Annotated in this window: 28 protein-coding genes; 12 read left to right on the top strand and 16 right to left on the bottom strand. The window is 53.0% G+C overall.

The window, feature by feature from the left end; all coding sequences use genetic code 11:
* Nucleotides 1-3: 3 nt before the first annotated feature.
* The 8 genes from AACY82_RS15340 to dksA form a co-directional block, all read right to left on the bottom strand.
* Complete coding sequence (locus tag AACY82_RS15340) at nt 4-678, bottom strand: deoxynucleoside kinase (RefSeq protein ID WP_339617763.1); 675 nt, start codon at nt 676-678, stop codon at nt 4-6.
* A 43-nt stretch (nt 679-721) separates the two neighbouring features.
* Nucleotides 722-1,216: a 2-amino-4-hydroxy-6-hydroxymethyldihydropteridine diphosphokinase gene (gene folK / locus AACY82_RS15335; protein ID WP_339617762.1), complete on the bottom strand. Its 495-nt coding sequence runs from the start codon at nt 1,214-1,216 to the stop codon at nt 722-724.
* 13 nt (nt 1,217-1,229) lie between these two features.
* On the bottom strand, nt 1,230-2,567 hold the full coding sequence (gene pcnB, locus AACY82_RS15330; protein WP_339617715.1) for a polynucleotide adenylyltransferase PcnB: 1,338 nt from the start codon (nt 2,565-2,567) through the stop codon (nt 1,230-1,232).
* A 797-nt stretch (nt 2,568-3,364) separates the two neighbouring features.
* Nucleotides 3,365-4,762, bottom strand: coding sequence for a sigma-54 dependent transcriptional regulator (locus AACY82_RS15325; protein WP_339617714.1), 1,398 nt, complete (start codon nt 4,760-4,762; stop codon nt 3,365-3,367).
* A gap of 7 nt (nt 4,763-4,769) precedes the next feature.
* Nucleotides 4,770-7,805 carry an ATP-binding protein gene (locus AACY82_RS15320; protein ID WP_339617713.1) on the bottom strand — a complete coding sequence of 1,012 codons (3,036 nt, stop codon included), beginning with the start codon at nt 7,803-7,805 and terminating at the stop codon, nt 4,770-4,772.
* Nucleotides 7,802-7,972: a hypothetical protein gene (locus tag AACY82_RS15315; RefSeq protein WP_339617712.1), complete on the bottom strand. Its 171-nt coding sequence runs from the start codon at nt 7,970-7,972 to the stop codon at nt 7,802-7,804. Before AACY82_RS15315 ends, AACY82_RS15320 begins: the two co-directional genes overlap by 4 nt.
* A gap of 15 nt (nt 7,973-7,987) precedes the next feature.
* Nucleotides 7,988-8,887, bottom strand: a complete 900-nt coding sequence (gene gluQRS, locus AACY82_RS15310; protein WP_339617711.1) for a tRNA glutamyl-Q(34) synthetase GluQRS — start codon at nt 8,885-8,887, stop codon at nt 7,988-7,990.
* A gap of 97 nt (nt 8,888-8,984) precedes the next feature.
* Entirely contained in the window at nt 8,985-9,428 is a 444-nt protein-coding gene (gene dksA / locus AACY82_RS15305) for an RNA polymerase-binding protein DksA (RefSeq protein WP_339617710.1), read from the bottom strand.
* A 277-nt stretch (nt 9,429-9,705) separates the two neighbouring features.
* Here dksA and sfsA point away from each other — a divergent pair, with 277 nt between their 5' ends.
* On the top strand, nt 9,706-10,437 hold the full coding sequence (gene sfsA / locus AACY82_RS15300; protein ID WP_339617709.1) for a DNA/RNA nuclease SfsA: 732 nt from the start codon (nt 9,706-9,708) through the stop codon (nt 10,435-10,437).
* On the opposite strand, the gene AACY82_RS15295 is transcribed toward sfsA, so the two are convergent.
* From AACY82_RS15295 to AACY82_RS15275, 5 genes are all read right to left on the bottom strand, one after another.
* Nucleotides 10,424-10,765, bottom strand: a complete 342-nt coding sequence (locus AACY82_RS15295) for a Rieske (2Fe-2S) protein (protein ID WP_339617708.1) — start codon at nt 10,763-10,765, stop codon at nt 10,424-10,426. The two genes, sfsA and AACY82_RS15295, sit on opposite strands and share 14 nt — an antisense overlap.
* Before the next feature lie 5 nt (nt 10,766-10,770).
* On the bottom strand, nt 10,771-11,856 hold the full coding sequence (locus AACY82_RS15290) for a trypsin-like peptidase domain-containing protein (protein ID WP_339617707.1): 1,086 nt from the start codon (nt 11,854-11,856) through the stop codon (nt 10,771-10,773).
* Entirely contained in the window at nt 11,849-12,739 is an 891-nt protein-coding gene (gene htpX, locus AACY82_RS15285; RefSeq protein WP_339617761.1) for a protease HtpX, read from the bottom strand. The genes AACY82_RS15290 and htpX overlap by 8 nt, the downstream gene beginning before the upstream one ends.
* Before the next feature lie 402 nt (nt 12,740-13,141).
* Complete coding sequence (locus tag AACY82_RS15280) at nt 13,142-13,924, bottom strand: cyclic nucleotide-binding domain-containing protein (protein ID WP_339617706.1); 783 nt, start codon at nt 13,922-13,924, stop codon at nt 13,142-13,144.
* Between the two features lie 225 nt (nt 13,925-14,149).
* The gene (locus AACY82_RS15275; protein WP_339617705.1) at nt 14,150-14,428 is read right to left on the bottom strand and encodes a TfoX/Sxy family protein; all 279 of its coding nucleotides are present in this window, start codon (nt 14,426-14,428) and stop codon (nt 14,150-14,152) included.
* 265 nt (nt 14,429-14,693) lie between these two features.
* Here AACY82_RS15275 and AACY82_RS15270 point away from each other — a divergent pair, with 265 nt between their 5' ends.
* The 4 genes from AACY82_RS15270 to cysE are packed head-to-tail and all read left to right on the top strand — an operon-like array spanning nt 14,694 to nt 18,399.
* A complete protein-coding gene (locus tag AACY82_RS15270; protein WP_339617704.1) occupies nt 14,694-15,371 on the top strand; it encodes a M15 family metallopeptidase in 678 nt (225 codons plus the stop codon).
* Nucleotides 15,372-15,379: 8 nt separating this feature from the next.
* Entirely contained in the window at nt 15,380-16,780 is a 1,401-nt protein-coding gene (locus AACY82_RS15265) for an MFS transporter (RefSeq protein ID WP_339617703.1), read from the top strand.
* Between the two features lie 40 nt (nt 16,781-16,820).
* Nucleotides 16,821-17,516, top strand: coding sequence for an HAD family phosphatase (locus AACY82_RS15260; RefSeq protein ID WP_339617702.1), 696 nt, complete (start codon nt 16,821-16,823; stop codon nt 17,514-17,516).
* A gap of 43 nt (nt 17,517-17,559) precedes the next feature.
* A complete protein-coding gene (gene cysE / locus AACY82_RS15255; RefSeq protein ID WP_339617701.1) occupies nt 17,560-18,399 on the top strand; it encodes a serine O-acetyltransferase in 840 nt (279 codons plus the stop codon).
* On the opposite strand, the gene AACY82_RS15250 is transcribed toward cysE, so the two are convergent.
* Nucleotides 18,400-18,621, bottom strand: a complete 222-nt coding sequence (locus tag AACY82_RS15250) for a hypothetical protein (protein WP_339617700.1) — start codon at nt 18,619-18,621, stop codon at nt 18,400-18,402. It abuts the gene before it with no gap.
* A gap of 311 nt (nt 18,622-18,932) precedes the next feature.
* Between AACY82_RS15250 and AACY82_RS15245 the strand changes: the two genes are divergently transcribed.
* Entirely contained in the window at nt 18,933-19,640 is a 708-nt protein-coding gene (locus AACY82_RS15245) for a hypothetical protein (protein WP_339617699.1), read from the top strand.
* A 126-nt stretch (nt 19,641-19,766) separates the two neighbouring features.
* Here the strand turns inward: AACY82_RS15245 and ppa are convergent, their stop codons facing one another.
* Nucleotides 19,767-20,297: an inorganic diphosphatase gene (gene ppa / locus AACY82_RS15240; protein WP_339617698.1), complete on the bottom strand. Its 531-nt coding sequence runs from the start codon at nt 20,295-20,297 to the stop codon at nt 19,767-19,769.
* 98 nt (nt 20,298-20,395) lie between these two features.
* On the bottom strand, nt 20,396-21,226 hold the full coding sequence (locus AACY82_RS15235; RefSeq protein ID WP_339617697.1) for an FHA domain-containing protein: 831 nt from the start codon (nt 21,224-21,226) through the stop codon (nt 20,396-20,398).
* 173 nt (nt 21,227-21,399) lie between these two features.
* Between AACY82_RS15235 and AACY82_RS15230 the strand changes: the two genes are divergently transcribed.
* The 6 genes from AACY82_RS15230 (at nt 21,400) to AACY82_RS15205 (ending at nt 26,972) form a co-directional block, all read left to right on the top strand.
* Nucleotides 21,400-21,705, top strand: a complete 306-nt coding sequence (locus AACY82_RS15230; protein ID WP_339617696.1) for a SelT/SelW/SelH family protein — start codon at nt 21,400-21,402, stop codon at nt 21,703-21,705.
* Between the two features lie 128 nt (nt 21,706-21,833).
* Nucleotides 21,834-24,437 carry an MMPL family transporter gene (locus AACY82_RS15225; RefSeq protein ID WP_339617695.1) on the top strand — a complete coding sequence of 868 codons (2,604 nt, stop codon included), beginning with the start codon at nt 21,834-21,836 and terminating at the stop codon, nt 24,435-24,437.
* Between the two features lie 898 nt (nt 24,438-25,335).
* Complete coding sequence (locus AACY82_RS15220; RefSeq protein ID WP_339617694.1) at nt 25,336-25,605, top strand: hypothetical protein; 270 nt, start codon at nt 25,336-25,338, stop codon at nt 25,603-25,605.
* Nucleotides 25,606-25,607: 2 nt separating this feature from the next.
* Nucleotides 25,608-26,162 (top strand): ABC-three component system protein, encoded by a 555-nt coding sequence (locus AACY82_RS15215; RefSeq protein WP_339617693.1) that lies wholly within the window; start codon nt 25,608-25,610, stop codon nt 26,160-26,162.
* A 190-nt stretch (nt 26,163-26,352) separates the two neighbouring features.
* Nucleotides 26,353-26,670: an ABC-three component system middle component 5 gene (locus tag AACY82_RS15210; protein ID WP_339617760.1), complete on the top strand. Its 318-nt coding sequence runs from the start codon at nt 26,353-26,355 to the stop codon at nt 26,668-26,670.
* Nucleotides 26,667-26,972 (top strand): ATP-binding protein, encoded by a 306-nt coding sequence (locus AACY82_RS15205; protein ID WP_339617692.1) that lies wholly within the window; start codon nt 26,667-26,669, stop codon nt 26,970-26,972. Before AACY82_RS15210 ends, AACY82_RS15205 begins: the two co-directional genes overlap by 4 nt.
* Nucleotides 26,973-26,981: the final 9 nt, after the last annotated feature.

The raw sequence follows: 26,981 nt of genomic DNA, 5'->3' as shown, positions 1-26,981 counted from the left end.
ACTCTATAAAACGGGCGTAGGGTTGTAGTAGTGGCGGCCACTTTTTATGGTGGTAATGTATTCCACCAAGTGCTGAAAGTGGTCGCGATTTTGCGCAAGATTTAAATCTTGGGCGTTTACGATCAATAGCGGCGCGCTGTCGTAATAGTGAAAAAAGCTTGTATAGGCTTCGTTAAGCACTTTTAAATAATCGTCGCTGATGTGTTGCTCAAAGTCGTTACCGCGTTGTTTAACCCGCGTTTGTAAAACGTCTAGGGGCGCCTGCAGGTAAATCACTAAGTCGGGGCGAGGGGCGTCCAGTGTTAGTTTTTCATAGACCTGCTGATAAATGGCCAGCTCGTCATCATCCAGAGTGACTTGGGCAAACAGCTGATCTTTTTCGAGCATAAAATCGGCGATGCGATGGGGACTGAACATGTCGTCTTGGCGCAGCTGTTGAATCTGGCCGGCCCGCTGAAATAAAAAAAACAGCTGGGTTTGCAGTGCCACTGACTTTGGCTCTTGATAAAAGCGTGCAAGAAAAGGGTTTTGCTCGGGCTGCTCAAGCAATAGATCGTAATGAAATAGCTGCGCTAGATTGCGAGCTAAGGTAGTTTTGCCCACTCCGATGGGGCCTTCGATGGCAATGTAGTTGGGTAGCTCGACAGCGGATAAATCCAATGTCAGCTTTTCAAACATAGCGTCTACCACGTTGGAGTCCTCAGTGAATACTTAGCGCAGTTTAGCGCTGCGCCGGGAGTTTTATCAAACCCTCGTCGCCGCACTGCTGCGCCAGGGTGGCGATGCTGGTGCCGTCGGCGAGCTGTAGATTGGGTGCTATTTCCAGCAGCGGTAACAAGACAAAGTTACGCTCGGTTAAATAAGGGTGGGGCACGCTCAGTCGCTCGGTATTAATGCTGGTGTCATCGTACAGCAAAATATCCAGATCCAGTGTGCGCGGTCCCCAGCGCACCAGCCGTTTGCGTTCGTGAACCTGTTCCAGCGCTTGTAAAGCGTCAAGCAGCGGCTCTGGGGCCAGCTGGGTGGTTAGTTGGGCGACAGCATTAATGTAGTCGGGCTGCTCGCCTGGGCCAACAGCGCGCGAGCGATACAGAGATGAAACACGAGTAACTTGCGTCTGCGCCAGCCCCGCCAGCTCATCTAAGGCTTGCTGGATTTGCTCGATAGGCTCACACAGGTTACTGCCCAAGCCGATGTAGCAGCAGTGATTTGCCATATCAGCCACAGCATTAATCCTGCTGTTTCGAGGGAGAGCTTTTACGATTGTTATTGCGCCGCCGCCGAGATTTGCGGGGGCCGCCGGATTTTACACTGCTGACCAGCTTGGCACGGCCTTCATCGTCCGCAGCTTGAAATTGTGTCCACCAGTTGCCGAGGCCGTCGAGCTTCTCACCCGCCTGCTCGCGCAGCAGGACAAAATCGTAAGCGGCACGAAACCGTGGGTGCTCAAGCATCGTGTAAGCGCGCTGGCCGCCGCGCAGAGTTAGGCGGTGTTGCATGTCCCAGATCTCGCGCATGGGGATCAGAAACCGCTTGGGGACGGCGATACGAGACAGTTGCGCGCTGATAACTTGTTGCGAGGCATCGTTAAAGGCCTGCCCTTTGGGCATAGTGCCCATAAGCTGCCCCAATAGCGCCTGCTGTGGGGGCCAAAGCAAGGCGGCGTAGATAAAGGCCGGGGTAATGGATTTACCCGCGCGAATACGTTTGTCGGTGTTGCACATGCACTGCTCGATCATCTCCAGCGCAATTGGGTCGCCGGTTTGCAGGTGCGCCTCAACCATGGGAAACAGCTGACCAAACAGCTTGTACTCGCGCAATAGGTGGAATGTGGCGGTGGCAGAGCCGGCCAAAAAGAGCTTTAGCACTTCTTCAAACAAGCGGGCGGGTGGGATGTTACTGAGCAGCCCGGCCAGTTTGCTGATCGGAGCGGCGGTCTCGGGGGCAATATTAAAGCCCAGTTTGGCGGCAAAGCGCACGGCCCTTAACATGCGAACAGGGTCTTCTTGGTAGCGGGTGGTGGGGTCGCCAATGATACGCAAGGTGCGTTTTTCAAGGTCGTGGATCCCGCCGGTAAAGTCGTGCACCACAAAGCCGTCGAGGGAGTAGTAGAGCGCGTTTACCGTAAAGTCGCGCCGTACCGCATCGGATTGTACCGAGCCGTATACGTTATCGCGCAATACCATGCCGTGTTCACTGCGTGCGGCTTCGTGGTGGCCGCGAAAGGTGGTGACTTCAATGATCTCGCGGCCAAACCGAACGTGAACGATTTTAAAGCGGCGGCCGATAATGCGTGCACTGCGAAACAGCCCTTTAATTTGTTCGGGCTTGGCGTTGGTGGCAACGTCAAAGTCTTTGGGTTGTTCCCCGAGTAAGAGATCGCGCACCCCGCCACCGACTAAGTAAGCCTCGTAGCCGTGGTCGCCGAGTTGTTTCATAACCTTGATAGCCGCGTGGCTGATCAGCTTGCGGGAAACATTGTGTTGATCCCGAGGGATGACAAGTGGCTGCTTGGCGGTACTGGTGTTAGAGCGGGGGGAGATGAGTTTAAACAGCCTTTTCAGCATGGAGTAATCTGCAACTTTGGGGTTCGGGCCGGCAGGCGGCTAAAATTAGTATGATTCAAGTCTATCACGGGCCTGCGGGGTAGGCCAGAAAGCAAAACGGGAAAGCATCAGCTTTCCCGTAGAATGGGCGGCACAAGTTGTATTTAGTCTGCGTCCCTGCCCATTCCAAATCAGTTGCTATCCATTGGTGCCTAGTCAGTCGTTCCGCTTTATATCTTATTATCGTTATTTTGTTATTGTTTAAAGCTTTATCATTATTATTTGTTGTTATTTTTAATCTTCGTTTCTTTTCTTATTGTCTATTGTTCTTATTATGTTCTTACCCTTTATTATTATTTCTTGTTGTTATTATTGAACTTTTCCATTTTCTAATTGTTTATTGTTTTTATAAGCCGTTCTACGTTTCTTATTGTTTGTTGTTGTTATTAGAGTGTGTCGCTTTTTATTGTTTCTTGTTGTTATGTACGCGGTATAAAGCACTCGGCGTGCCAGTTGTAAAATTTACAACAAAAACAATAGGTTAACTTTTTCGCCCAAGCCTATATTCCATTTTGTTATTTCTAACGGTTACAGCTTTGCGCTCTTATTGTTACGGCTCGCAAGGCGGGGTAACAGTTGTGGTGGGTAACAGCTCTGGGATCGCCGGTAACAATACGGCTGTGATTGACTCACTTTGGCGCGCTAATGATTATTTTGCGGCGATTCTGTGGGTGAGTTGGTAGAGCCGATGTGAAACACGCCGCAGTTTGCGGCGTGTTTTAGCGGGGATTAAGGTTAATGCTGGGAAGATGCGTTACTTACTTTGCGCCGGCCTTGCGGCGAGGTATCCCAAAACGCTGGCGGCGCTCCCACAGGCATTTGCGGCTTACTCCGAGCTTTTTGGCCAGTTCGGTCTCGCTCATGGTGTCTTGATGCTCTAGCACAAAGCGCTGGAAGTAGTCTTCCAGCGACAAATCTTCTGGGGGATCCTGGTGTGTAGGCCTGCTGCGGGCAAGGCTGGAGCCGGCGTTGAAGTAAGGGTTGTCGTCTTCTTCATCCAAGCGCACAAGGTCCAGGTCGATAGCCAGCAGCTCATGGCTGATCTCGCGCTCATCCTCACACAAGATCACCGCCCGCTGCATCGCGTTTTCTAGCTCGCGCACATTACCGGGCCATGTATAGGTGGTGATCGCCTGGATGGCCTCGGGGGAGAGCTTGAGAATAGGCTTGTTAAATTGGTGGCTATAGCGGGTCAGTAAGGCTTCGGCGAGTAGCAGAATATCCCGGCCGCGCTCGCGCAGTGGAGGAATTTCAAGTTGTATCACATGGATGCGAAAGTACAAATCTTCGCGAAACTTACCCTCTTGCGCCAGTTGACGTAAATCGCGGTGGGTGGCGGCGACGAGCCGCACATCGACTTTGCGCGATTCAACTGAACCCAGCGGACGCACCTCGCCCTCTTGCAGCACCCGTAGCAGGCGCGCTTGAGCTTCCAAGGGCAGCTCGCCAATTTCATCCAAAAACAAGGTGCCACCATCGGCGGCGGCGACTAGGCCCTCGCGAGTGCTGGCGGCACCGGTAAAGGCGCCTTTTTCGTGGCCAAATAGCTCGGACTCAATCAGGGTCTCGGGGATGGCCGCGCAATTGACCGAAATCATTAATTCTTTGTGGCGCCGGCTTTGCTCGTGTAGGGAGCGGGCGACCAGCTCTTTACCGGTACCGGTTTCGCCGTGAATAAGCACGGTGGCATCGGTGGGGGCAACCTTGGCGATACGGCTGTACAGCTTCTTCATAACGTCGCTGGAGCCGATCATACCGGTCACTTTGCTGCCGTCGGTATTTGGGGTTTGCTCCCGCTTGGCGGCGGAGGATTTACCGATAACGCGCTTAACGGCGGTAACCATTTCATCGTGATCAAACGGTTTGGCAATGTAATCAACCGCCCCCATGCGCATAGAATCCACGGCAGAGCGTAAGCTGGCGTAGCTGGTCATGATAAGCACCGGGATCTCGCCGGCGAGCTTGATTAAATCGGTGCCGGGGGCGCCGGGTAGGCGCAAGTCGGAGATGATCAGCTCAAAATCGCTAAGCTGAAATTTGCCGGTGGCTTCACGTACCGAGGGGGCTTCACTCACCTCGTACTTATTGCGCTCAAGCAGTTTGCGTAGCGCTGTGCGGATAATTGCTTCGTCTTCAACAACCAGAATCTTAGTCATAGTTACTTCAATCGGCCTTGTCGGTCGCGTCACCGCGAATCATGTCGTCAATAGGCAACATAGACTCTAAGTGACGCGGCAATTTAATAACCAGTTGAGCTCCGCGGTGGTTCGCGGTATCGACCGGGCTGATCACGTCCAAAGTACCGCCATGGTCATCGATAATACTGTAAACCATCGCCAGCCCAAGGCCCGTGCCTTCGCCGGGGTCTTTGGTGGTGAAAAACGGTTCAAGTATCTGATCGATGTGTTCAGGGGAGATACCTTCACCCTGATCCGTGACGGTGACTGTGATGTTGTCGTCATCTTCATCGCTGTCTAGGATAACACGTCCTTCGGGCTCGCTGGCATCCCGCGCATTGGACAGCAAATTAATGAATACCTGAATCATCTGCTGAGTGTCGCCGGCGACGATGGCATTGGCTGCCACCAAGTTGTCGAAATGCACCTGAGTTTTTTCTTTTTGTAACGACAGCAGTGAGATGGCCTCTGCAGCGCATTCGCGCAGGGCCACGGCCTCGAAGGCGCTTTTTTTGTTTTGCCCGCTGTGGGAGTAGCTCACCAGCGACTGCACAATCTTACTGACGCGGTCAGTTTGGCTCAAAATCTGCTCGGCGGTTTCTAGGATCTCGGGGTTGTCCGATTCATAGCGTAAATTTTGGCTTAAACAGGCGATGCCGGTGATGGGGTTGCCGATCTCGTGGGCGACACCTGCCGCCAGCCGGCCGACGGAGGCGAGGCGCTCGGAGTGAATCAGCTCCTGCTCTAGCAGCTGGGTTTCAGTGACATCCTCAAGCAAAATCACTTGGTCGTATTCGCTTTTGCGAAACGCCGCCGCTTGAGCGCGCCGCCCGGTTACCGGCCCCTCAATGGCGGCCTTGTGCAGGCTGATCCAGTGGGGGCGACTGTTGAGGGCGATCTCGTGGCGATACAGGTGGGCGTCTTCGCCCTCGCTAAAGTTTAGCAGCAGCTCGCACCAAGGCTGAGCTAGATCGTCCAGGTGCGAGCCTATCACCACCTCAGAGGGAATCTGGGTCAGATTTGCCATGGCCCGGTTCCACATTAATATCTCTTTGTCGCGTCCCAGTGAGCACACGGCCATGGGCAGCTCCTGTAAGGTTTTACGGTGATACAGACGCAAATTGTTAAGCTCGGCCGCCATCCCGGTAAGGTGGCTGCGGTATTGCGATAGGCGGTTTTCAATTAGGTTAATGTCGACGGTATCGCGCGCCTCGGCCAGCTTGTAGGGCAGGTGGTTGTCCATAATCTCGCCGGCGACGTGAATCCCCATCAAGCCCGATAAGTTTGCCTCTAGTTGATCGCGCAAGCGCCGCAAGGCGTAGGGGCGACGCTCGGCGACATTAAGGTTGAGCTGTTTTAGGGCAATGTCCACTTCGCGGCTGGCGGTCACTTTGCCCAGCGGTTTTGCTAAGCGGGTTTTAAACTCGTCGGCCGAGTGCACATCCAGCGCTTGGCGCACCGGGTGCGACAACTCGTCGGCGGCGCATAGCTCGGCGCTGTAGGCTTCTTCTTCGGTTTGTCGGGTGAGCAGTGAAACGCCGACAAACAGTAAGGTGTTAAGGCCCAGCGAGTAGAGGGTAATCTGGCTCCAGTGATCCATGCCCACGCCCAGCTCACCATCGCCAAAAGGCACTGCGATGGTGCTGATGCCGGTAATAAGCGGGACGAGCAAGCCGGTAGCCCAGACGACGGTGCCAGCGGTAAGGCCGATGATTAAGCCCCGGCGGTTGCCTCGGGTCCAAAATACAATGGCAAAAATGCCCGGCAAAAATTGCAGTGTCTCGATAAATGCTACCAACGCCAGATGAAACAAGCTCTGGCGGTTATCCAGCATCCAGTAAAACAGATAGGCCCCTAAAAAGAGCGTGGCGACCACAATTCGCCGCAGCCACACCAGTTGGCTGTAAATGTCTTGTTTTCGGCGCAGGCGCAAAAAGGGCAGAATCCAGTGGTTCATGACCATGGTCGATAGCGCCAGAGTGATGACCACCATGGCGCCAGTCGAGGCCGATAGCCCGCCGACAAACGCCAGAATCGTCAGCGAGTGCGAGCCGGATAAAATGGGCACGCCGAGCGTGAAGTACTGCGCCGGCAAAGGCACGGACAGTTCAAAGCCGGCCCACAAAATAGGAAAGATCGGCAGCGCCAAAAACAGTAAAAACAGCGGAAACGCCCAGGTAACGGTACGGGTGTTACGTAAAATAGGGTTCTCGGCCACGCCCATATGAAAGATATGCGGCATGGTAACGGCGGTGGCGACAAACACTAGCAGTAGCGTGTGAGCAGCACCGTCGCGAATAGGCGAATGCAGCAGTGCAAGGTTTTCGGGGTTGCGCTCGAGCCATTCATCGAGTCCGTCAAATCCGTCAAATACACCGTAGACGGCGAGTAAACCAATGGCGCAAAGGGCAAATACTTTGAGCAGTGATTCGAACGCCATAGCGGTAATCAGGCCGCGATGGCGCTCGCGGTTGGAGCCAAATAAGATGGTGAACAGCGCCAACATACCGCAGTAAGCGAGTGCCATAAGGTCTTTAAACGTTAGGCCTGTGCCAACAATGGGCAGCGCCGGGTCGCGGCTCACTGTCATGATGTGCATGGTGTCGGCAATGGCCTGAATCTGCAGCGCCATTAACGGCAAAATACCCAGCAGCATACACAGCGTGGTTAGCGCTCCAATACCGTGGCTGTGGTAGCGAAACACCAGCAAGTCGGCCAGCGAGTGTACCTGATGGCGGCGGGCCAGCTCGGTAATGGGCCCCAGCGCGACGGGGGCAAACAAAAATAGTGCCCCGGTGCCAAGGTAATAGGCCAGCGCGCCATAGCCGAACTGAAAGGCGAGGTCGATGACGCCATAAAATGCCCAGGCGCTGGCAAAGATGCCCAGCGACAAAATGTAGGTAATCGGGTGCTCGGTAATAGCCCGAGGCAGCCAGCCGCGCTCGGTAATGGTGGCAATACCAAAAATTAATAACAGGTAGGCGAGCCCGATCAGGGCGACGTGAGTGAGTTCAAATGTCATGAGGGTTTCTTGCGGGCCTGAATAGCGTAAGCGACGGCGATCACCAAAACCCACATAATGTACGGGCGATACCAAGCGCCTTCCGGGTTCACGATCCAGGTGAACAAGGTGGGCGAAAATATATAGGCAATCAGCAACAGCAAGATCACCAGGCGCTGGTTATTCATAAAGTTTCCGTAAATTCAGGGCGTGTGTTGGGCGGCGATGCCTGCCAGTGCCGATCGTTGCCAGTGGCTACAAGCCCAAGCAAGTATCGTTGCGGGTGATTCGCGGCCGAGTGCCTCGGGTGGATTTTGCCTTAGAAAGGCCAGTGCCTGCCAGAGGTTTTCACGAATTTGATGGTTATCCAGTGCGGTCGCGTGGTTTTGTTTGCTCAATTTGCGGCCATTTGCCCCCAGCGCCACTGGCACATGGCCGTAGACCGGTGCGGTCGCATTGCGCAGCGTAAAAAAGCGGTGCTGACGAGCGGTGACCGGCAGTAGGTCTGCGCCGCGTATCACATGGGTAATGCCCTGAGCGATATCGTCTATCACTACCGCTAGCTGATAGGCAAACAAGCCGTCTTTACGCATGACCACCGCATCGCCCACATCTTGGGCGAGATTTTGGCTCTGTGGGCCCTGCAGTAAGTCGTCAAATTGAACCATATCCGCAAGTTGAGTAAAGGGGGCGGGCAACAGATATAGCTTGAGGCGCAGCGCCTGCAGGCCGGTTGTGTCTGGCGGGTGAGTGCGACAGTGGCCGTTGTATATGCCGCCACTGGCGCTAATGTCGCGGCGGGTGCAATTGCAGGGGTAAACCAGGCCGGCTTGCTGTAGCTCGGCTAATGCGCCGCGGTAGGCATCTGCCCGAGTGCTTTGCCATAATACGTCGCCGTCCCACTCTAAGCCGTGCTGCTCAAGCGTGCGTAAAATGTCGTCGGCGGCACCCGGAAGCTCGCGGGGCGGGTCGATGTCGTCCATACGCAGTAGCCAGCGGCCGTGGTGGTGGCGAGCGTCTAAGTAGCTGGCCAGGGCGCTCACGAGCGAGCCAAAATGGAGTGGCCCTGAGGGCGAGGGGGCAAAACGGCCAATATAAGTCATGAGGTGACGGCATGTCGGCTTAGTGTACCGACTTTTAGTGCTAGCGCATTAAGTGAAGTGCAAGCTGGCCCCACCGGGGCGGGGCCAGCTCAGGCGGTTAACCGCCGATTTGTTTCTCTTTGATTTCGTCGAGTGTTTTGCAGTCAACACACAAGGTCGCGGTGGGGCGAGCCTCAAGACGACGAATACCAATCTCGACGCCGCACGCATCACAAAAACCGTAGTCTTCGTTTTCGATCAGCTCAAGTGTACTGTCAATTTTTTTAATGAGTTTGCGCTCGCGATCGCGGGTGCGCAGCTCAAGGCTAAACTCTTCTTCCTGACTGGCGCGGTCGGCTGGATCGGGGAAGTTGGCGGCCTCATCTTTCATGTGGCTCATGGTGCGGTCAACTTCTTCCATAAGCTCCCGGCGCCACGACAGTAGCAGATTCTGAAAATGCTCCAGCTGCTGGGGGTTCATATACTCTTCGCCTTTCTTTTCTTTGTAAGGCGAAAAAGTGCGCAGCGTGTAGCTTTCGACTTTGGCTGAATTATTGGGCATAGTGCAACGCCTCTGTATCTCCTGGGGCTGATTCCGCAGCGCTGTGCGCGGTGGATCAGTGTCAAGGTTACGGGGGCCGGCTCAGCCGACTCCGCGGGTCTCCTCTTCGTTCACAATGGCAATTTGCCTCACTGTGGCGGAAGGAAAGCGAAGCTACCAGATTCCAAAAAGCTGTGCCAGTTTTTTTTGTAAAATTGCTCAGTTATTGAGCTTTTGGCCGCAACTTAGGCCCTTGCTCGTTATAATGTCGCCTTTTTTGGGGGGTGCGAGGCTGACTATGCAGGATAACAAAAATTGGCAGCAAGGGCGGTTGCTGCGCCGCTACAAACGTTTTCTGGCCGACGTGTTACTGGAAGACGGTTCTGAATTGACTATTCACTGTCCCAATACCGGCTCGATGCGCGAATGCTTGGCATTAGATTCACCCTGCTGGTTTTCTCACTCAGACAGCAAAACGCGCAAGTATCCCAATACTTGGGAGGTAGCCACGACGCCCGCTGGTGACCTTGCCGGTATTAACACCGGGCGCGCTAATGCCTTGGTGCGCGAGGCCATAGAGACAGGCATTATTGGCGAGCTGAGCGGTTACGACACGATTAAAGCCGAGGTTAAATACGGCGATGAAAACTCACGTATCGACTTTTTACTAACAGGCCGTGATGCCGACTGCTACGTGGAGGTAAAAAACGTTACCTTAAAAGAGGGCGAGGGGCAGGGCTATTTTCCCGATGCGGTCAGCGCCCGCGGCAGCAAACACTTGCGCGAGCTGGCCGCTATGGCTGAGTCCGGTGCGCGAGCGGTGTTGATTTTTTGTGTCCAGCACAGCGGTATTGAGCAGGTGGCACCCGCGGCACATATTGATCCGGCTTACACCGCCGCGTTTTACGACGCCGTTAAGCGCGGAGTCGAGGTGCTCGCCTACCGCGCCGAGATTGCGCCCGAGAATAGCGATATCACCCTAACCCGTGGGATCGCCGTGTCGCTTAGTCCGCCGCTCACTCAGTCGTAATAGCGTAAAGGGCACCATCGGTTACCTGGTGCTCGATGGCCTGTAGCGATTGGCCGTTGCAAGGGCCTGCAATGCACTGGCCTGTTTCGATGGCAAACAGTGCGCCGTGGTTGGCGCACTGAATCAGGCTCATATCAGCAGTTAAAAATTCGTGTTCGACCCACTCTAGCGGAATATGCACATGGGGGCACAGGTTGCGGTAGACAAACACGCGATCGCCCCGGCGCACGGCAAACACGCCTATGCCTGCATCGGGTAAGTCAAAGCCGAGGCTGCTGTTGTCGGGTAGCTCAGCCAATTGGCACAGGTAGTGGTTGTTCGTACTCACAGCGATTAAAGCTCCGGTGGCGCGAGGGTGACTTGGGTTTGGCGCAGTGTACCATCCCGCACATAGTGCACTTCCAGTGTGTCCCCGGGTTTGTGAGACTCTATCAGGGCGAGAAATTCATCCTGGTTACGGGTGGGGGTGTCGTTTAAGGCAATCACAATATCACCTAGTTCGACAGTGCCCCACGCGCCGCGTTTGGCGCCACGCAGGCCGGCTTTAGCGGCGGGCTTGCCGGGTGCGGCGTGTAAAATAGCCACCCCTTCGACGCCAGCGCGGCGTGCCCAACGACTGGGCGCAAACTCGATACCAAACTCGGGGCGCACCAAACGGCCGTATTCAATCAGTTGCGGCACAATTTGCTTGACGATATTGACCGGAATGGCAAAGCCGATGCCGGCGCTGGCGCCGCTGGGACTATAAATCATGGTGTTTACGCCAATTAGCTCGCCAGCTGAGTTAAGCAACGGGCCGCCCGAGTTGCCGGGGTTAATGGCAGCGTCGGTCTGAATCACGTTGTGAATCTTGCGCTGGTTAGGCGCCTCAATCTCGCGCCCCAATGCGCTTACCACACCGGTGGTGAGGGTGGCATCCAGGCCAAAGGGGTTGCCGATGGCCAGCACCTTACGCCCCACCGATAAATCTCCCGAATCGCCCATGGGCAAGGCTTGCAACTTCTCTTTTGGGGCTTCGACCTTGAGCAACGCCAAGTCTTTGTCTGGCGCTAAGCCTGCAACGCTTGCAGGCCAGCGGCTTTGGTCGGGCAGGGTAATGGATAACTGCTGGGCGCCTTCAACCACATGATAGTTGGTGACGATGTAACCCGCTTCGCTCCAGACGAAGCCCGTCCCGGCCCCTTGCGGAATCGAGAGTAGATCGAGTGAACGCCGGTCGCGCACCACTTGGTAGCGGTTAACATACACCACACTGGGGCTGGCAAACTCAAACACCTCAATGGTATTGCGCTCGTCGTCGGTGGCAAAGGTTGGTGCCGATGGCGGCGTTGGTGTGGCGGGCGGCTCGTCGGCGCTGCACGAGGCGGCGCCGATTAAACCCATTAGCAGGGCGGTGATGTGTACTAGCGTTTTAGACATGGTTTTTTAAGGCGGCGATACGCTCATCTAACGGTGGGTGGCTGGCAAATAGTTTGCCGGCGGTTTTGTGCCAGCCTGAGGAAATACCAAAGGCTTGCATGCTTTTGGGCATAGGGGTGGGCGCCCCGGCCTGAGTTTCGGCTTTTAGACGCTCTAATGCGCGGATCATTCCATCGCGGCTTGCCAGTGTTGCACCAGCGTGGTCGGCGCGGTATTCACGGTAGCGCGAAAATGCCATAACAATCATTGAGGCAATAAATGCCAACAGTATCTCGGCAACAAAAGTCACGATGTAATAGCCAATGCCCACACCTCGCTCCGTTTTAAACACGACTTTATCCACGGTGTAGCCAATAATTCGCGCAAAGAACATCACAAAGGTGTTTACCACCCCTTGGATCAGGGTAAGAGTGATCATATCGCCGTTGGCGACGTGGCCGATTTCGTGGGCAAGTACGGCGCGGGCTTCTTCGCGATCAAAGCGTTGCAGTAACCCCGCGCTTACCGCGACTAATGATTTATTGCGGTTCCAGCCGGTGGCAAAGGCGTTGGCCTGATTGGCCGGGAAGATTCCAACCTCGGGCATGCCTATGCCGGCACGCTCAGCCAGATCGGCAACGGTTGCTACCAGCCATTTTTCATCGGGAGTTCGGGGGGTGGTGATGATTTTAGTGCCGGTACCACGCTTGGCCATAAACTTGGATAAAAACAGCGAGATAAACGATCCGGCAAAACCAAATACGGCGCAGAATATAAGTAGGTTGGTTAAGTCGAGCCCGGTGCCAGATTCGTTAAGAATTTGGCCGACGCCCAGTAAGTTGAGGGTAACGCTGGCAAGAACCAAGACGCCTAAATTAGTAAGAATAAATAAGCCAATGCGCATCACGGCGGGTATCTCCTAGTAAACCGTAACAGATAGATCACTATATGCGTGTTGGCGGGTAAGAATTCAATAGGGGGAGAGAAAAATGGCCGCCCAAAGGGCGGCCTAAGCAACCGTGATTAGCCATGGGTACCTAAGTACCCAAAGACCCCGAAGGGTCTGAGGAGAAGATCAGACAATTGACTTGCAGGAGAATTGACCGATCAGCGGGGGCGACAACTCGCCACCCGATAAGCGTAACGATAATTGTTATCATTATCTTTGTCAATAATAACCTGCTAAAAAAGTTAACGGGTCAATGCTAGCGGTGTAATTAATGCGAGAGAGCAGGTGGCTGTGCCGCTAAGAGGGGAAAAGGTCGGGCCGTGGTGCGCGCCCAGCGCCATCCGCTGGGCGGTTGTTTTAGCGGTTGTTGCGTAACTGACTGTTCAGACCTTTGATTTTATCGGCCATTTCCTCAATTAAACCGATACAGATATGCGGTTGGTGCTCGACCAGTTCTATAAATTCTTCTTTGCGTACCGTTAATACGGTGCAATCGCTCGTGGCAACGACATCGGCCATGCGTTTTTGACCGGTAAAAACCGCGAGTGCGCCAAAAATCTCATCGCGATTGATTTGCCCGACGGTTACGCCTTCGCACACCGCCTCGGCATGGCCTTCCAATAAGGTGTACACCAAATCGGCTTCATCGCCTTGGTGAATTATGGTGTCCCCTTGTTTAAAGTATAAAAAGCCGGCATTGGGGTGAAACTCTTTGCGTATCTCCAGTGCCAGTGCCTGCTGATACCAGCTAAGGCGAGCAACTAGGTAGTAGCTCCAGAGCTTTTGTAAGCTTTCGTCAGAGCACACATGGTTAATTAACTCATCGCGATCGATGGGCTGTACGGTAATCGCTTCGGTGGCGCTAAACACCGCGCTGGGTAAACTGAGCGTACGCGGTAGGCCGAGCAAGTCGCCGGGCTCACAGCAAACGATGGTTTTTGCGGCCATTTGGCACTGTACCTGGCCTGCGCGTAACAGAAATACTTGCGAGCTTTTAAGCTCGGCAAATAGGTCGTCGCTAGGCGCTAACGTAATTTCGGCGGAGCTTGGGGTTAATGTTTCGAACACATTGCTGGCAATATCACGAATGCGCTGGCTGAGTTCGGCGAGGGTTTCGGTGTGATTCGTGGGTAAATGCATGGTTGTTTTTACGACTCGGCAACAGTAATAGCCAGCGTCGAGCCGGCCGATAATTTATGCCTTGAGAATACTATGGAAACTCGAATCAAGTCTATGTTGCGGGGTGATGTCGGAACGCCGCTGAACGACGCAAAGCCTCTCTAGGCATATAAAACGGTTTAATACGCCAGCTTTACGTTAAGCTGGCATTATCGTGTGAATAAAGGTTGTTACGGTGTGGCCGGATTAAGCGCTGGCGACTTGATTGCCCTCGGCTTCGTCGACTAGGCGGGCTTTTAGCTCGGCCGGTAGGTCGTTCCAGTGAATATCGAGCAGGGCCCCATGCAGCGCGTACAACATCACTTTAGAGACGTTGATGTTACGATCCTTAATTCGGCAATAAGCGTTGACGGCGCCCATACCCTTGAGGTCTTCGTAACTGTTAACACCAATAGCCCGTAGAATGTTGACGGTGGCCATCCCCAAATTTTTTAGTTCGAGCAACTCACTGTGCTGGGTCGCCATGTTTACTTCGCTCCGTTGTCACATTATCGTTATATTTTGTGGCTGGTAACAAATGTATATTTATAGCCTACGGTTATATTACATAGTTGGCTAATAAGTGCAAACTTTAGCCAATAAACTTGAGAGCTTTCGCACGTTAGGCGCTTAAAGCATCCGCTGACCTCTGCGCCAACCCGTGTGCGGCTGGTATTTTTAGTTTCAACTTTCAGTGTTACGAAGCCGTGTCGGTTTCGGATCAGTGTTGATAACCACAAGAGCAAACACTATGACAGAAACGGCATCCACCCTTGAACGCGCCGCTATGGGGCAAGATGAATCGGCGTTAGCCCCGCTGAGCGAGGGCGTTTATTTGCATGGCGATGTGATTGAGCCCTATCGCGCGTTGGTTAGGGCCGCGCAAGCCCAAGGGTTTGAGTTGAGTATCGCGAGTGGTTATCGCAGTTTTGCGCGGCAGCTGGCAATTTTTAACGCCAAGGCCCGGGGCGAGCGGGCGGTACTTAATGATGCTGGCGACACGGTGGCAATGGATACGTTAAGTGACCTTGATAAGCTTTGGGCTATTTTGCGCTTTTCGGCGCTGCCCGGAACATCGCGGCATCACTGGGGCACGGACATGGATGTGTTTGATCGTGCCGCCATGCCGGCTGAGTATCAACTGCAACTAACGCCAGCAGAGTGTTGCCGTGGTGGCGTTTTTGCCAAATTGCATGAGTGGCTCGATGACTATTTGCCCGGCAGCTTGTTTTTTAGACCCTACCGCGTTGATGCCGGCGCGGTGGCGCCGGAGCCTTGGCACTTGAGCTACGCGCCCACGGCGCTAGAGTTTTCTAAGCAGCTGAGCCCAGAGCGGTTGGCGCGAGTGTTGGCTGCCGCCGATATTGAGCTTAAAGATGTGGTGCTTGAGAATATACCAACCATCTATCAACGCTACGTGTGCGTTTAGGAACCTTAATGGAATCATTGAGCCCCAAGGAAACTCAGCTTAAACCAACTGGCTCTGCCACCGACAGTCAATTTCAGCTGCTGCGTCAACGGCGTTTTTACCCGCTGTTTTGGACACAGTTTGGCGGTGCTTTTAACGATAATTTTTACAAAAGCGCGCTGATGATGCTGTTTACCTACGGCGGTGTTGAGCGTTGGGGTTTAAGTATTGATACGCTTAATAACCTGGTGGCGGCGGCGTTAATTATCCCGTTTTTTTTGTTCGCGCCCAGTGCTGGGCAGTACGCCGACAGACTCGATAAGGCGCAGGTAACGCGGCGTATCAAGTTGCTTGAAATTGCCGTCATGGTGTGTGGTGCGATCGCGATTGTCAGGGGCAGTTCGGCCATGTTGCTGGCGGTGATTTTTGCTACAGGTATTCAGTCGGCCTGCTTTAGTCCACTTAAATATGCAATATTACCGCAGCATGTGAATGGCGATGAGCTAACCGGGGCCAATGCGCTGTTTCATACCGGGACCTCGCTGGCGGTATTTTTGGGTTTGATTGCCGGTACGTTGGCAATGCAGTGGAGCTCTGGCCAGTGGGTCGTGGCCGCCGGCGGTATTTTAATTGCGTGGGCAGGTTGGCGCTTTAGCCGCAAAATTCCGCCGGCGCCAGCGCTGCCCAATGCGCCGCCTATTCAGCCTAACCCGCTGCGCCAAATGGCTCGAACCATGGGCTATGCACGACAAAATAAAACCGTGTTTTGGTGTTTGGTCGGCGTTTCTTGGTATTGGTTTTTAGGCTCGGTTTATCTCACGCAGTTACCTAATTTTACCCGCGAAGTACTGGGCGGAAGCGCCTCGGCGGTTACTTTTTTGTTAGTGCTGTTTTTAGTGGGGGTGGTGGCGGGTTCGCTGCTGTGTGAGAAGCTAAGTAAACATAAAATTGAACCAGCCCTGGTACCTTTGGGGGCCTTGCTGGTTGGTTTGGGGGGGGGCGGGTTGGCGTTGGCCGGGGCCAGCTTTCAATCTTCGCAAACAACGGAGGCATTGTTGAGCATCTTTGAGCTGACCGCCGAGCTGGGTTTTTGGGCGGTGGTTTTAGCGGTGTTTTTATTGGGTGGCTCGGCGGGGTTGTACACAGTACCACTGCAAGCGTTAATGCAAGCCGAGGCCAAGCCCGAGTATCGCGCGCAAATTATCGCGGCTAACAATGTGTTGAATGCGCTTTTTATGGTGGCTGCCGCTATTTTTGCCGTGGTTTTTTTAGGTGTGCTGGACTTTACAATTCCACACTTTTTTATGCTCACGATGTTACTGCACTGCTGCATAATAATACTGATACTAGCGCGTGAGCCGCTGTTTTTGACGCGAGTAAAAAGGCGTTTTTTACACTCCGCAGAGCGGCGCCAAGAGGCTGATAGGTAAGCGTGCTAGAGAAATTTTACGCGACCGTAAAGGCCTATAAATGCTGGTGATTTTTGATTGTGACGGGGTGTTAGTCGACACCGAAACCGTTAGTGCCAAGGTGTTGCGCGATTGCCTGCAGCCGCTTGGTATTGCTGTAAGCGTGGCCGAGGTCTTGACGCTTTTTCGCGGTAAATCCATCGCGGTATGCGCCGAGCAAGTGGCGGCACTACTGGCCGATAGTGAGCCCTACCAGAGCTGGCCGGTGCTTGAGCGCGAGGCTTTTGCCAAGGAGTTTTGGGCCAAAGTACAACAGGAGACGCTGGTGGCGTTTGAATCCGGCGTTGCACCTATTGCCGGGGTGCGCGATGTGTTGCAATCGCTGCGTGAGCAAGGCGTAGCTTTTTGTGTCGCCTCTAACGGCCGGCATGAAAAAATGCAAATGACCTTAACGCACACCGCGTTAGCCGATTATTTTCCGTCCGCCAACCGTTTTAGCGCGACCGATGTGGCGCAAGGCAAGCCCGCGCCAGATTTATTTTTGTACGCGGCTAGCAAAATGGGGGCAAGACCGAGCGAGTGTATTGTCGTCGAGGATTCGCCCAGTGGTGCTCGCGCCGCCCGCTTAGCCGGTATGTCGCTGTTGGGGTATTGCCCGGCAGAGCCGTTGTTGCCTCGCGCCGGTACCGATGATTTGATGCGGGCCGAAGGCGCTAAACTGTTTCGGCACATGGATGAATTACTGACGCTATTGTGAGAGCATGTGCGCTCCCTAACCTTTGTTATGCACGGAGGCTCGGTTGAGCACACCGCTTTCCCCCTCAGAAATCTGGCAGCATATTCGCCGCGAGGCCGCCGAGCTGGCCGCTTGTGAACCCGCTTTGGCGAGCTTTTATCACGCCAGTATTTTAAATCACGATACCTTGGCCGACGCCGTGAGTTATCACTTGGCGACACTGCTTGATAGCCAAGCGGTACCGGCGATGTCGATCCGCGAGGTTTTTTTGCAGGCGCTGATTCAAGAGCCTGGTATCGAACAGGCCCTGTGTCGCGATATCGAGGCCTATTGTGAGCGCGATCCAGCGTGCAACCAGTTTTTGATGCCACTGCTGTATTTTAAGGGGTTTCATGGGCTGCAGGCGCATCGTTTAGCCCATTGGCTATGGGGGCAGGATCGTCGGGCGTTGGCGCTGTATTTGCAAAATCAAATTTCGCAAACGTTTCATATGGATATTCATCCCGGCGCGCGCATCGGTAGCGGTATTATGATTGACCATGCCACCGGTGTGGTCATTGGCGAAACGGCGGTGGTTGGCGATAACGTCTCGATGCTGCACTCGGTAACCTTGGGCGGCAGCGGCAATAGCAAGGGGGATCGGCACCCCAAAATTGGCCACTGTGTCTTGATTAGCGCCGGCGCTAAAATACTCGGCAATATCCACGTGGGCGATTGCGCTCGTATTGGTGCCGGAAGTGTCGTGCTGGAGGATGTGCCTGCGCATCAAACAGCGGTAGGGGTACCGGCGCGAGTCATTAAGCAAAGCGTGCGCGATGAGCCGGGCCGGGAGATGACGCACGGAATGGATGATTCACCGCTGGGGGATGCGGCTGTTAGCCCGCCCAAGGCGTCTGAGCACTAACTAATGCGTGTCGCGCTCTAAGGTTTCAAGTAAACAGGCCAGCACTTCAGTGCGCGTTTGTAACATTAAACGATAGGCCGCAAGTAACTGAGCGTTACCCCGTGGCTCGTGTTCAAGCCGCTGAATCTTGCGGCTTATGCTGACAATATCATTCTCTACCCGGTGCATGACCGAGAATTTGGCCGATTCTGGCGGCAAGCTGGCTAAGGCAGTTCTTTGCATTATCGTCACCCGTATCCATTGTCGGGACCGGTGCGCATGGGGCTAGCCGTCTCTTTTACCCTAATGCTGGTCAGCTAACACCTGAGTGCAGAGCTAGCGTGGCGTCATGCGCGCTTCGGCAGAGAAACTTCAGTATGGGGGCTAAGATCGTCGGGCTCCAGCTGTGTTCCATAACGTTTTTTCACTAAAAGCGTAGCCTTACGGGCGGTTTAATTCTGAGCCAGCGTTGGTGCGGGTTAACACGGCGAGCACGGCCACGGGCTTGTGTTAAGATACGTTTAAACACCCATTAGCAGAGTCGGAGGTGGCCCATGGCCGATACCGAACAGCAGTTTGATATCGTGTTTCGTGGCGATATTGTGCTAGGTCATCAACTCGATGAGGTAAAAGCGCGCCTTGCCCAGTTGTTCAAGGTCGATAGCGATCGGGTCGATGCCCTGTTCTGCGGCCGGCCGGTGCCGCTTAAGCGTAACTTGGAGGCGGCAACCGCAAAAAAATATCAAGCCGTGTTAACCAAAGCGGGCGCCGACGTGAGTGTGGTACCCGCAGGCTCTCAAAGTACACCGCGAGCCGCACCCGCGCGAGGCTTTAGCTTGGCCCCGGTCGGCGCAAACCTACTGCGGGTAACCGAGCGCGTACAACGGGCGCCGGTGGTTGTAGACACCTCAAACCTGAGTTTAAGCCCGTCCGAAGGGCCGTTGGTGACACATGCGGAGATCGCCGCCGCCGAGGTTGCCCCGGTCGCGGTGCCTGAGCTTGATGTGGCACCGGTTGGCGCCGATGTATTAAATGCCAGTGAGCGAGTGGCTCCGGCCGCCGTGCCCGTTGAAATTGCCGACTGGGAGTTATCGGCCGTGGGCGAGGACTTGCTAAAACCTGAAGAGCACAGTGCGCCACTGCCGTTGATGGTAGCCGATTTAGAGGCGGATTTAGCGCCAGTTGGCAGCGAACTTGGGCAAATTCGCGATACTCGTAAACCACTTAACCCGGATACCAGTGCACTGAGTTTGGCAGATTAAGCTGCGGGCTTTGCGGCCCGTTAGTCCTCTATCTGGTTAAACCCTCTGGTACAAAAAAGCCGGCCCTTTGCGGGGCCGGCTTTTTTGTACCATTAAGCCCAGCGGGCTTAATGGTGTGGGGTTGTATTAACCCTTGTTGTAACGCTCGACTGAGTCGTTGATCTCGGTGCGGGCGGCCTCAACACCTTCCCAGCCGTCGACTTTAACCCATTTTCCGGGCTCAAGGTCTTTGTAGCGCTCAAAGAAATGCTCGATAGATTTCAGGGTGATTTCCGGTACGTCGGTCACGTCTTTAACGCCGCTGTACAGTGGCGTGATTTTATCCACCGGTACGGCGAGTACTTTAGCGTCTTCGCCAGACTCGTCGGTCATCTTTAAAACACCAACGGGGCGACAGCGAATCACTGAACCGGGCATCAGGGCGTGGGTCATCAGTACCAGCACATCAACCGGGTCGCCATCACCACAAAGGGTGTGAGGTACATAACCGTAGTTGCAGGGGTAGTGCATTGAGGTGCTGAGCACGCGGTCGACAAAGATGGCGTCGCTGTCTTTGTCCACTTCGTATTTGATCGGCTCGCCGTTCATGGGGATTTCAATGATGACATTCATGTCGTCCGGCAGGTTTTTGCCGGCGGGGACTTTTTCAAAGCTCATAGCCAGATTTCCACAGTAGATTGCTAAAATAGTTTGTTAAAAATAAGGTTTCTGCTCAAAGAGTCGAATAATTCGGTGGGCGATTCTACCACACTCACTTAGCTCAGGTAGATAAAGCCCGCCACGGCGGCCACGGCGGCTAGCGCGCTGATGCCTAACCATAAACCCCAGGCAGTGGCAGAGGCTGGCTTAGGCTCGTCGCGGTTGCCCGGTGAGGTGGGTTTGGTCTTCCAGCGTTTAGGCGCACTGGGGGCGCTTTTACGTTCGATAGGTTTGGTGATTTCGGGGATAGGCGTGCGGATTCGGGTGCGTTTTAAGTCGTTGTCGGGGCTCACCACCCGAAAACTGTAGACATCGATGCGCAGATGATCGCCGTTGTGGGCCAGATCGTCCTCAATCAGTTCATCATTTAAGTAAGTGCCATTGGCCGAGTTTAGATCGTGGACTCGCAACGAGCTACCCATTACTGTGAGCTCGACGTGGCGCCGCGATAGGTGAGAGCCCGCAATCGTAATGTCACACTCGCTGCTGCGGCCTAATACGCAGCGTGTGTCGGGGGGGATAATAAAGGTTTGTCCGGTGAGCCAGCTGCCATCGGCAACCAGCTGCCAACATTGGGCGCTCTGCTCGGGCGCTTGGGGGTCGGCGACAAAATCGTGCACATCAAACTCAACATCCGCAAGGCGCAAAATATCGCCCGCTTGCAGCAGTTTCTGAGTGACTCGCTGGCCGTTGACAAAACAGCCCCGCGCACTGGTGTTGTCTTTAAGCGTAACATAGCCATCGCTGGCCACTAAGCGCGCGTGAATCGAGTCGATACCGGGTTCGTCGAGCACCAAGTTGTTATCGTTGGCGCTGCCGATGCTATAAAGTTTTTCCACCACCAGAATTGGATCTTGGGGCTTGTCCTTACGCTGTAATTTCAGCATGATTCCCTACCACAGTGTTTCGGTTCGTTGTCGGGCCCATTACAGTGCCAGTACAACGCCGTGTAGAAGTCGGCCATAGTAACATTTTTACCCGGTTGTGCGCAGATTCGGTACGGCTTGGGCGACTCTGCTGTGTTGCGAGTCGTGCCTATTAATTGATGCGAGTGACTATCATGCCTTTTGATGATTTCAGGGCGCCGCCTGTGGCGAAAACACGGATTGTGATCCATTACTGTAACCTATGTCGCTGGATGTTGCGCGCCGCCTGGCTAGCTCAGGAGTTGCTTAGCAGCTTCCCCGATGACATTGATGAAGTAAGTCTGCACCCGGGCGATGGTGGCGTGTTTGCGATTTGGCTGGGCGATACACTGGTGTGGGAGCGCCAGCGCGATGGCGGCTTCCCCGAGGCGAAGGAGCTTAAACAACGGTTGCGAGATTTAGTGTGCCCCGAGCGAGATTTAGGGCATTCTGATCGTTAAATCGTCATACACAGTGCCGTCTAGCCAGAAGGCGCAATACAAACAAGCGGTTATGGTCTGCCATGGCTTTGCTCAAATTATCCACAGCGGCAAAAGTCGCTGTTCGTTACAGGAGTTTGTACTCAATCATGTCAGCTAAGCTTTTTGCGGCTTACCGCTATCTTATTACTCAACGTCCTTTATTGGTTATTGTGGTACTGGCCGCTTTAACGGTTTTTGCCGCGTTGGGATTACCCAATTTTAAGCTTGATGCCTCGGCTGACTCGTTAACATTGGAAAGCGATAACTCGCTGGACTATTTTCGCGAGATCAACAAGCGTTACCAAAGCGGCGATTTTTTGGTGGTGACCTACACCCCAAAAGCGCCGATGTTATCGGATGAATCGCTGCGCACCTTAAAATCTCTGCGGGATGAGTTGGCGGCGGTTGAGGGCGTTGCCAGCATTAACTCGATTTTAGACGTGCCTTTGCTGTATAGCCCCGTACGCAGCTTGGCCGAGCAAAAAGAGTCGACCCGAACACTTATGAGCGAAGGGGTCGATCGCGAGCAAGCCCGTGAAGAGTTTTTAACCAGCCCGATTTACCGCGATACGCTACTTTCGCCCGACAGCTCGACCACGGCGATACAGCTGAGCTTAACCGTCAATAATCGCTACATTGAGCTGGTCCGTGAGCGCGATGCACTGCGAGAGAAAATGCGTGAACAGTCTCTGAGTGATGCCGAGGCCGAGCGTTTAGAGCAGGTGAGCGCTGAGTTTTTGGCCTACCGCACCGATTTGGCCGCGCGCGATCATCAACGTGTCGAAGAGATTCGCGGTATTCTCGCCGGCTACGACGATAAGGCTGAGTTGTTTCTCGGCGGCGTGAGCATGATTACCACGGATATGATTGAGTTTATCCGCAGTGACTTGGTGGTGTTTGGTACCGCCATCGTCGTGTTTGTGATTTTAATGTTAGCGCTGATCTTTCGTCAGGTTCGGTTTGTTATTTTGCCCTTGTCTGTGTGTTTGATGGCCGTGGTAATCATGCTGGGGTTGCTCAGCTGGGTCGACTGGCGGCTAACGGTTATCTCATCCAATTTTGTGGCATTACTGCTGATAATGACGCTGGCCATTACCATCCACTTGGTGGTGCGCTACCGCGAGCTGCACGCAGCCAACCCCGCTTGGTCGCAAGCGCAACTGGTGTTGACGACCGCCAGCCAAATGGCCAAACCCTGTCTCTATACCGCGCTGACCACTATTGTGGCATTTGTATCGCTGGTGGTGAGCGATATTCGCCCGGTGATCGACTTTGGCTGGATGATGACCATGGGGCTCAGCCTAGCCTTAGTGCTAGCGTTTTTACTCTTGCCCGCTGGCCTAATGCTGTTACCCAAAGGTGAGCCGCGCGATAGCGGCGATAAAACCGCGGCCACCACCATGATCTTTTCCCGTATGGCAGAGCATCATGGCCGTATCGTGGTAGCGATTGCGTTATGTGCCGCCTTGGTGAGTGCTTACGGCATTTCGCTGTTAAAAGTGGAAAATCGCTTTATCGATTATTTCCACTCGGATACCGAGATTTATCAGGGTATGTCGGTGATTGATCGCGAGCTGGGCGGCACCGTTAGTTTAGATATTATTATCGACGCGCCGCAGCCGCCTGAACCGGTAGCCACTGACAGCAGTGAAAATGCCAACGCCGAGCCAAGCGAAAGCGATGATCCATTTGGTGAGGGCGATCCGTTTGCCGAAGCTCCGGCCGAGGACTCGTTTGGCGACGACCCGTTTGGCGAGGCCGACCCTTTTGGCGAAGGCGCAGCGGATGAGGCGGGGCAGTCGAGCGGGCAGAGTGAGTGGTTTACGACTGTGTCGCTCGACTCGATTGATCAGTTGCATCGCTATCTGGAATCACTGCCCGAAGTGGGCAAAGTGCAATCGCTGGCGACCATGTACGAAGTTGCACAAGATATTAACGGTGGGCGCCTCAATAACTTTGAGCTTGGGGTGATGCGCAATATGTTATCCGATGATATTCGCGGCTTCTTGGTCACGCCTTATATTTCGGACGCCAATCAGCAAACGCGTATCACGCTGCGGGTAAAAGAAACCAGCAAAGATTTAAAGCGGGTCGAGCTGGTCGAAAAAATCCGCCGCTACGCCATCGATGAGGTGGGCTTTGCCCCCGAGCAAGTGCACTTTACCGGCATGTTGGTGCTGTACAACAATATGTTGCAAAGCTTGTTTCGCTCGCAAATTGTTACCTTAGGTGCGGTGTTTTTGGGCATTATGTTTATGTTCTTGGTGCTGTTCCGCTCGCTTACCGTGGCCATTATTTCCCTGCTGCCCAACTTATTGGCCGCCGGTGTTGTGCTAGGTGGCATGGGGCTCGCCGGCGTACCGCTGGATATGATGACCATTACCATCGCCGCGATTACCGTCGGTGTTGGCGTCGATCACGCGATTCACTACTTATACCGTTTCCGCGATGAGCTCGCCCGTTGTGGCGATTACATCGAGGCAATGCACCGCTCTCACGCCTCTATCGGCCGGGCGATGTATTACACCGCTGTTATTATTATTGTCGGTTTCTCGATTCTCGCGTTCTCGAATTTTATTCCGTCCATTTACTTCGGTTTGTTAACTGCGCTCGCTATGTTTGCTGCGATACTCGGCTCGTTGACCCTGTTGCCTAAGTTGATTTTGTTGACTAAGCCGTTTGGGCCGGGTGTTGGGGATGGGGGAAGGTAGTGGGTTGTTGCCGCTAACGCGGACTTCTCCGTCATACCGGCTTTGAGCCGGTATCTAGTGGCTTTGTTAGCTACGGAGTGCTTTGGGTGCCTGCCATACGATTACATTGGTTGGTAACTGTTCTGTGTGCCCTCAGTCGCCGGGCGGGCGAGTGACTTTTCTGTTTGGCCAGAAAAGTAACCAAAAGAGGCCACCCCGGCATCTCAGCCCTAACGGGTCCCCTCGCTCCGACCGATTTTAGCGGGCCGCATCGACACGCAGCGGCCCAGGCCGGCCTCTCTGCCTCCGGCATTCACCTTCTCCATGGCCTGGCGATGCTTGCGCAAACGTCCTGTTTGCTTGCCCACTAAAATAGGTCTGCGCTCGGCTGGCTGCAGGGGATCTAACAGCCTCACTCCGTAGCTTGCTGACCGTGGAGTATTATATTTATTAGGCTACAGCGTCATACCAGCGTTCCCTGCTTGGCATGAAAATCATTATCGGTTACCATCGGTGGATAACAAGCGATTACTAATATCGCCACGTATTAAAACGGAGAGCAATGTTTAAATGGAATTTTGCTTTAAGTCCCTTTATCCCTTCTCCTTTATCACCAAAGCGCGCAACCGCGAGTTTATTGTGAGCCGGCTCACTTTTAAATTGCAAAAATAACTCGCACTGGTTTTAAAATTTAATTAAAAACAAAGGCTTACGTTGCGGATGCTGTGTTTATTGTTAATGAGTTAGGTTGCCGGGCGCGTCTTTCAACTCGCACACTAATAAGCTGTTATACGTTGGTTGTATTAAGGTTAATCAAGGATAGGGGTTTGGTTATATTAAATGAAGTAGTAATAGCAGGATTGAAAGGAACAATAGTAAATTCAATTACAACATTGACGTGTTAAGCAGAGTGTAGAAGATGGATCCGATTTGGAAATTAGCATTGAAAACTGCTGGTGCTGTGGGTGTGGTAGGGCTGCTTTTCAGCTTGCTACTAAAAGCTCTTTTTCAACAGCAAATTATCGATCTTTTTGGTAGCGATAAGATGTTCTATATCGCTATTCTAGTGATCGGCGTATTCGGACTGGCCTTATTACTTGCAATAGTGATAGGAAAACAGCGTGGCGCTACAGGCCCATCAGTTGTCTATCGTGACGACTCAAAGCACCAAGGAGATAACAGGTTTTAAGTATGTCCAAGGGAGTTTCTTATCAGGATAGTGCAAGTCATAACGGCCATAACTACTTCGGAGATGTGGTTATGGCCAAAGCCAATGCACTCGAAAAGACTATAAAAAAAATCCTTACAGCTGCAGAAGAAAATCAAGAGCTGGTTGATATTATTGAGGAGCTCACAGAATATGTGACGGCTCATCCATGCAGGGAAATTATTGGCCTTGAGAACAAGCTAAAAAATGGTGGCAGAGAAGATCTTCTTGGAAACGCGATACGGTATAAGAGTAGATTTGCTAGGCGGGTATGTAAGTCGCAGATGTCACTAACCGAACAGAAGGTGTTTGTGCAAATCCTCTCTCATATACTTGTTAGCTTTGACATGTTTGTTCGCCCAAGAATCAGGGAGAAGGCGCCTGCGTCAGAAGTTGACGCTATAGTTTTTGATAGAATTATAGAGCCTGCACATAGTGCAATTATCGAGTTTGACGATGAGGTAACGAAAGAATTAATCCTTGGTATGCTTTTTTTTCTTACAGGGAAGTGTCACTTGGTGTGGGATGAGACATGCTAATATACCACCCAATTCATGACGTTAATCATTGTGTATATCGTTTGCTGCTAATACTTGAAAGTACGCAGCATCCTTCAATCGATACCGATTTGTATAGAATTATTGATTTTTATACAACTTTTCCTAGCTTGTTGAAAAATATTAAACCTTTCCCTGCTGAGCTTTCCGCGTTCAAGCGAGTGTTAAAAAAATTCCCGAGCCATATGAAAGGCTTTCGAATATTAAAAGAATCATGTATGAACTAGAGCCCATACAAACTACAGCAATACAAAATTTATTGGCGAAGAATTTTATTGACCTTGAAGCTTTTAGCGAGGGAAGATTGGAGCGAGCTAATATAGTTCTTCCTGACGAAATTTTAATTGGATTGAAAGAGAATGATCTTGTTGAAGAGGAGTGGTTCAGGATGCTTGTAAACGAGTTCCCAACAATTGGATTTAAAGGAAAAAAAGGATTAAAGGCAAGAACGGGGTTAATGGAGTTTCGTTATGATGTGGAGCTGGTATGAGTAAATCAACATTAAGACTTGGTCGATTAATAGTATTGCGTGGTTCAAATCATGTATATGACCAAGATTTCCACCCTGGAGTGAATATAATTCGCGGGTGGAACTCAACCGGAAAGTCCACAATTATGGATTTTCTCGTTTATGTGTTGGGATATGAGATAGTTTCTTGGACAGATGAGCAGCTTTTGTGCAGCTCAGTTGTTGCGGAAATATTTATTAATGGCGTTCAGGTTTGTCTTAAAAGAGATATTTCAGAGAGGGTGTTCAAAACTCTGTGTCAGCCAACTAGCTTCATAGGCTAATGTGTTTTT

The organism is uncultured Gilvimarinus sp. (genome assembly GCF_963972205.1).
GTDB classification, from domain to species: Bacteria; Pseudomonadota; Gammaproteobacteria; order Pseudomonadales; family Cellvibrionaceae; genus Gilvimarinus; species Gilvimarinus japonicus.
The sequence above is the reverse complement of the archived record's forward strand: the minus strand, read 5'-3'. Positions and strand labels throughout refer to the sequence as shown.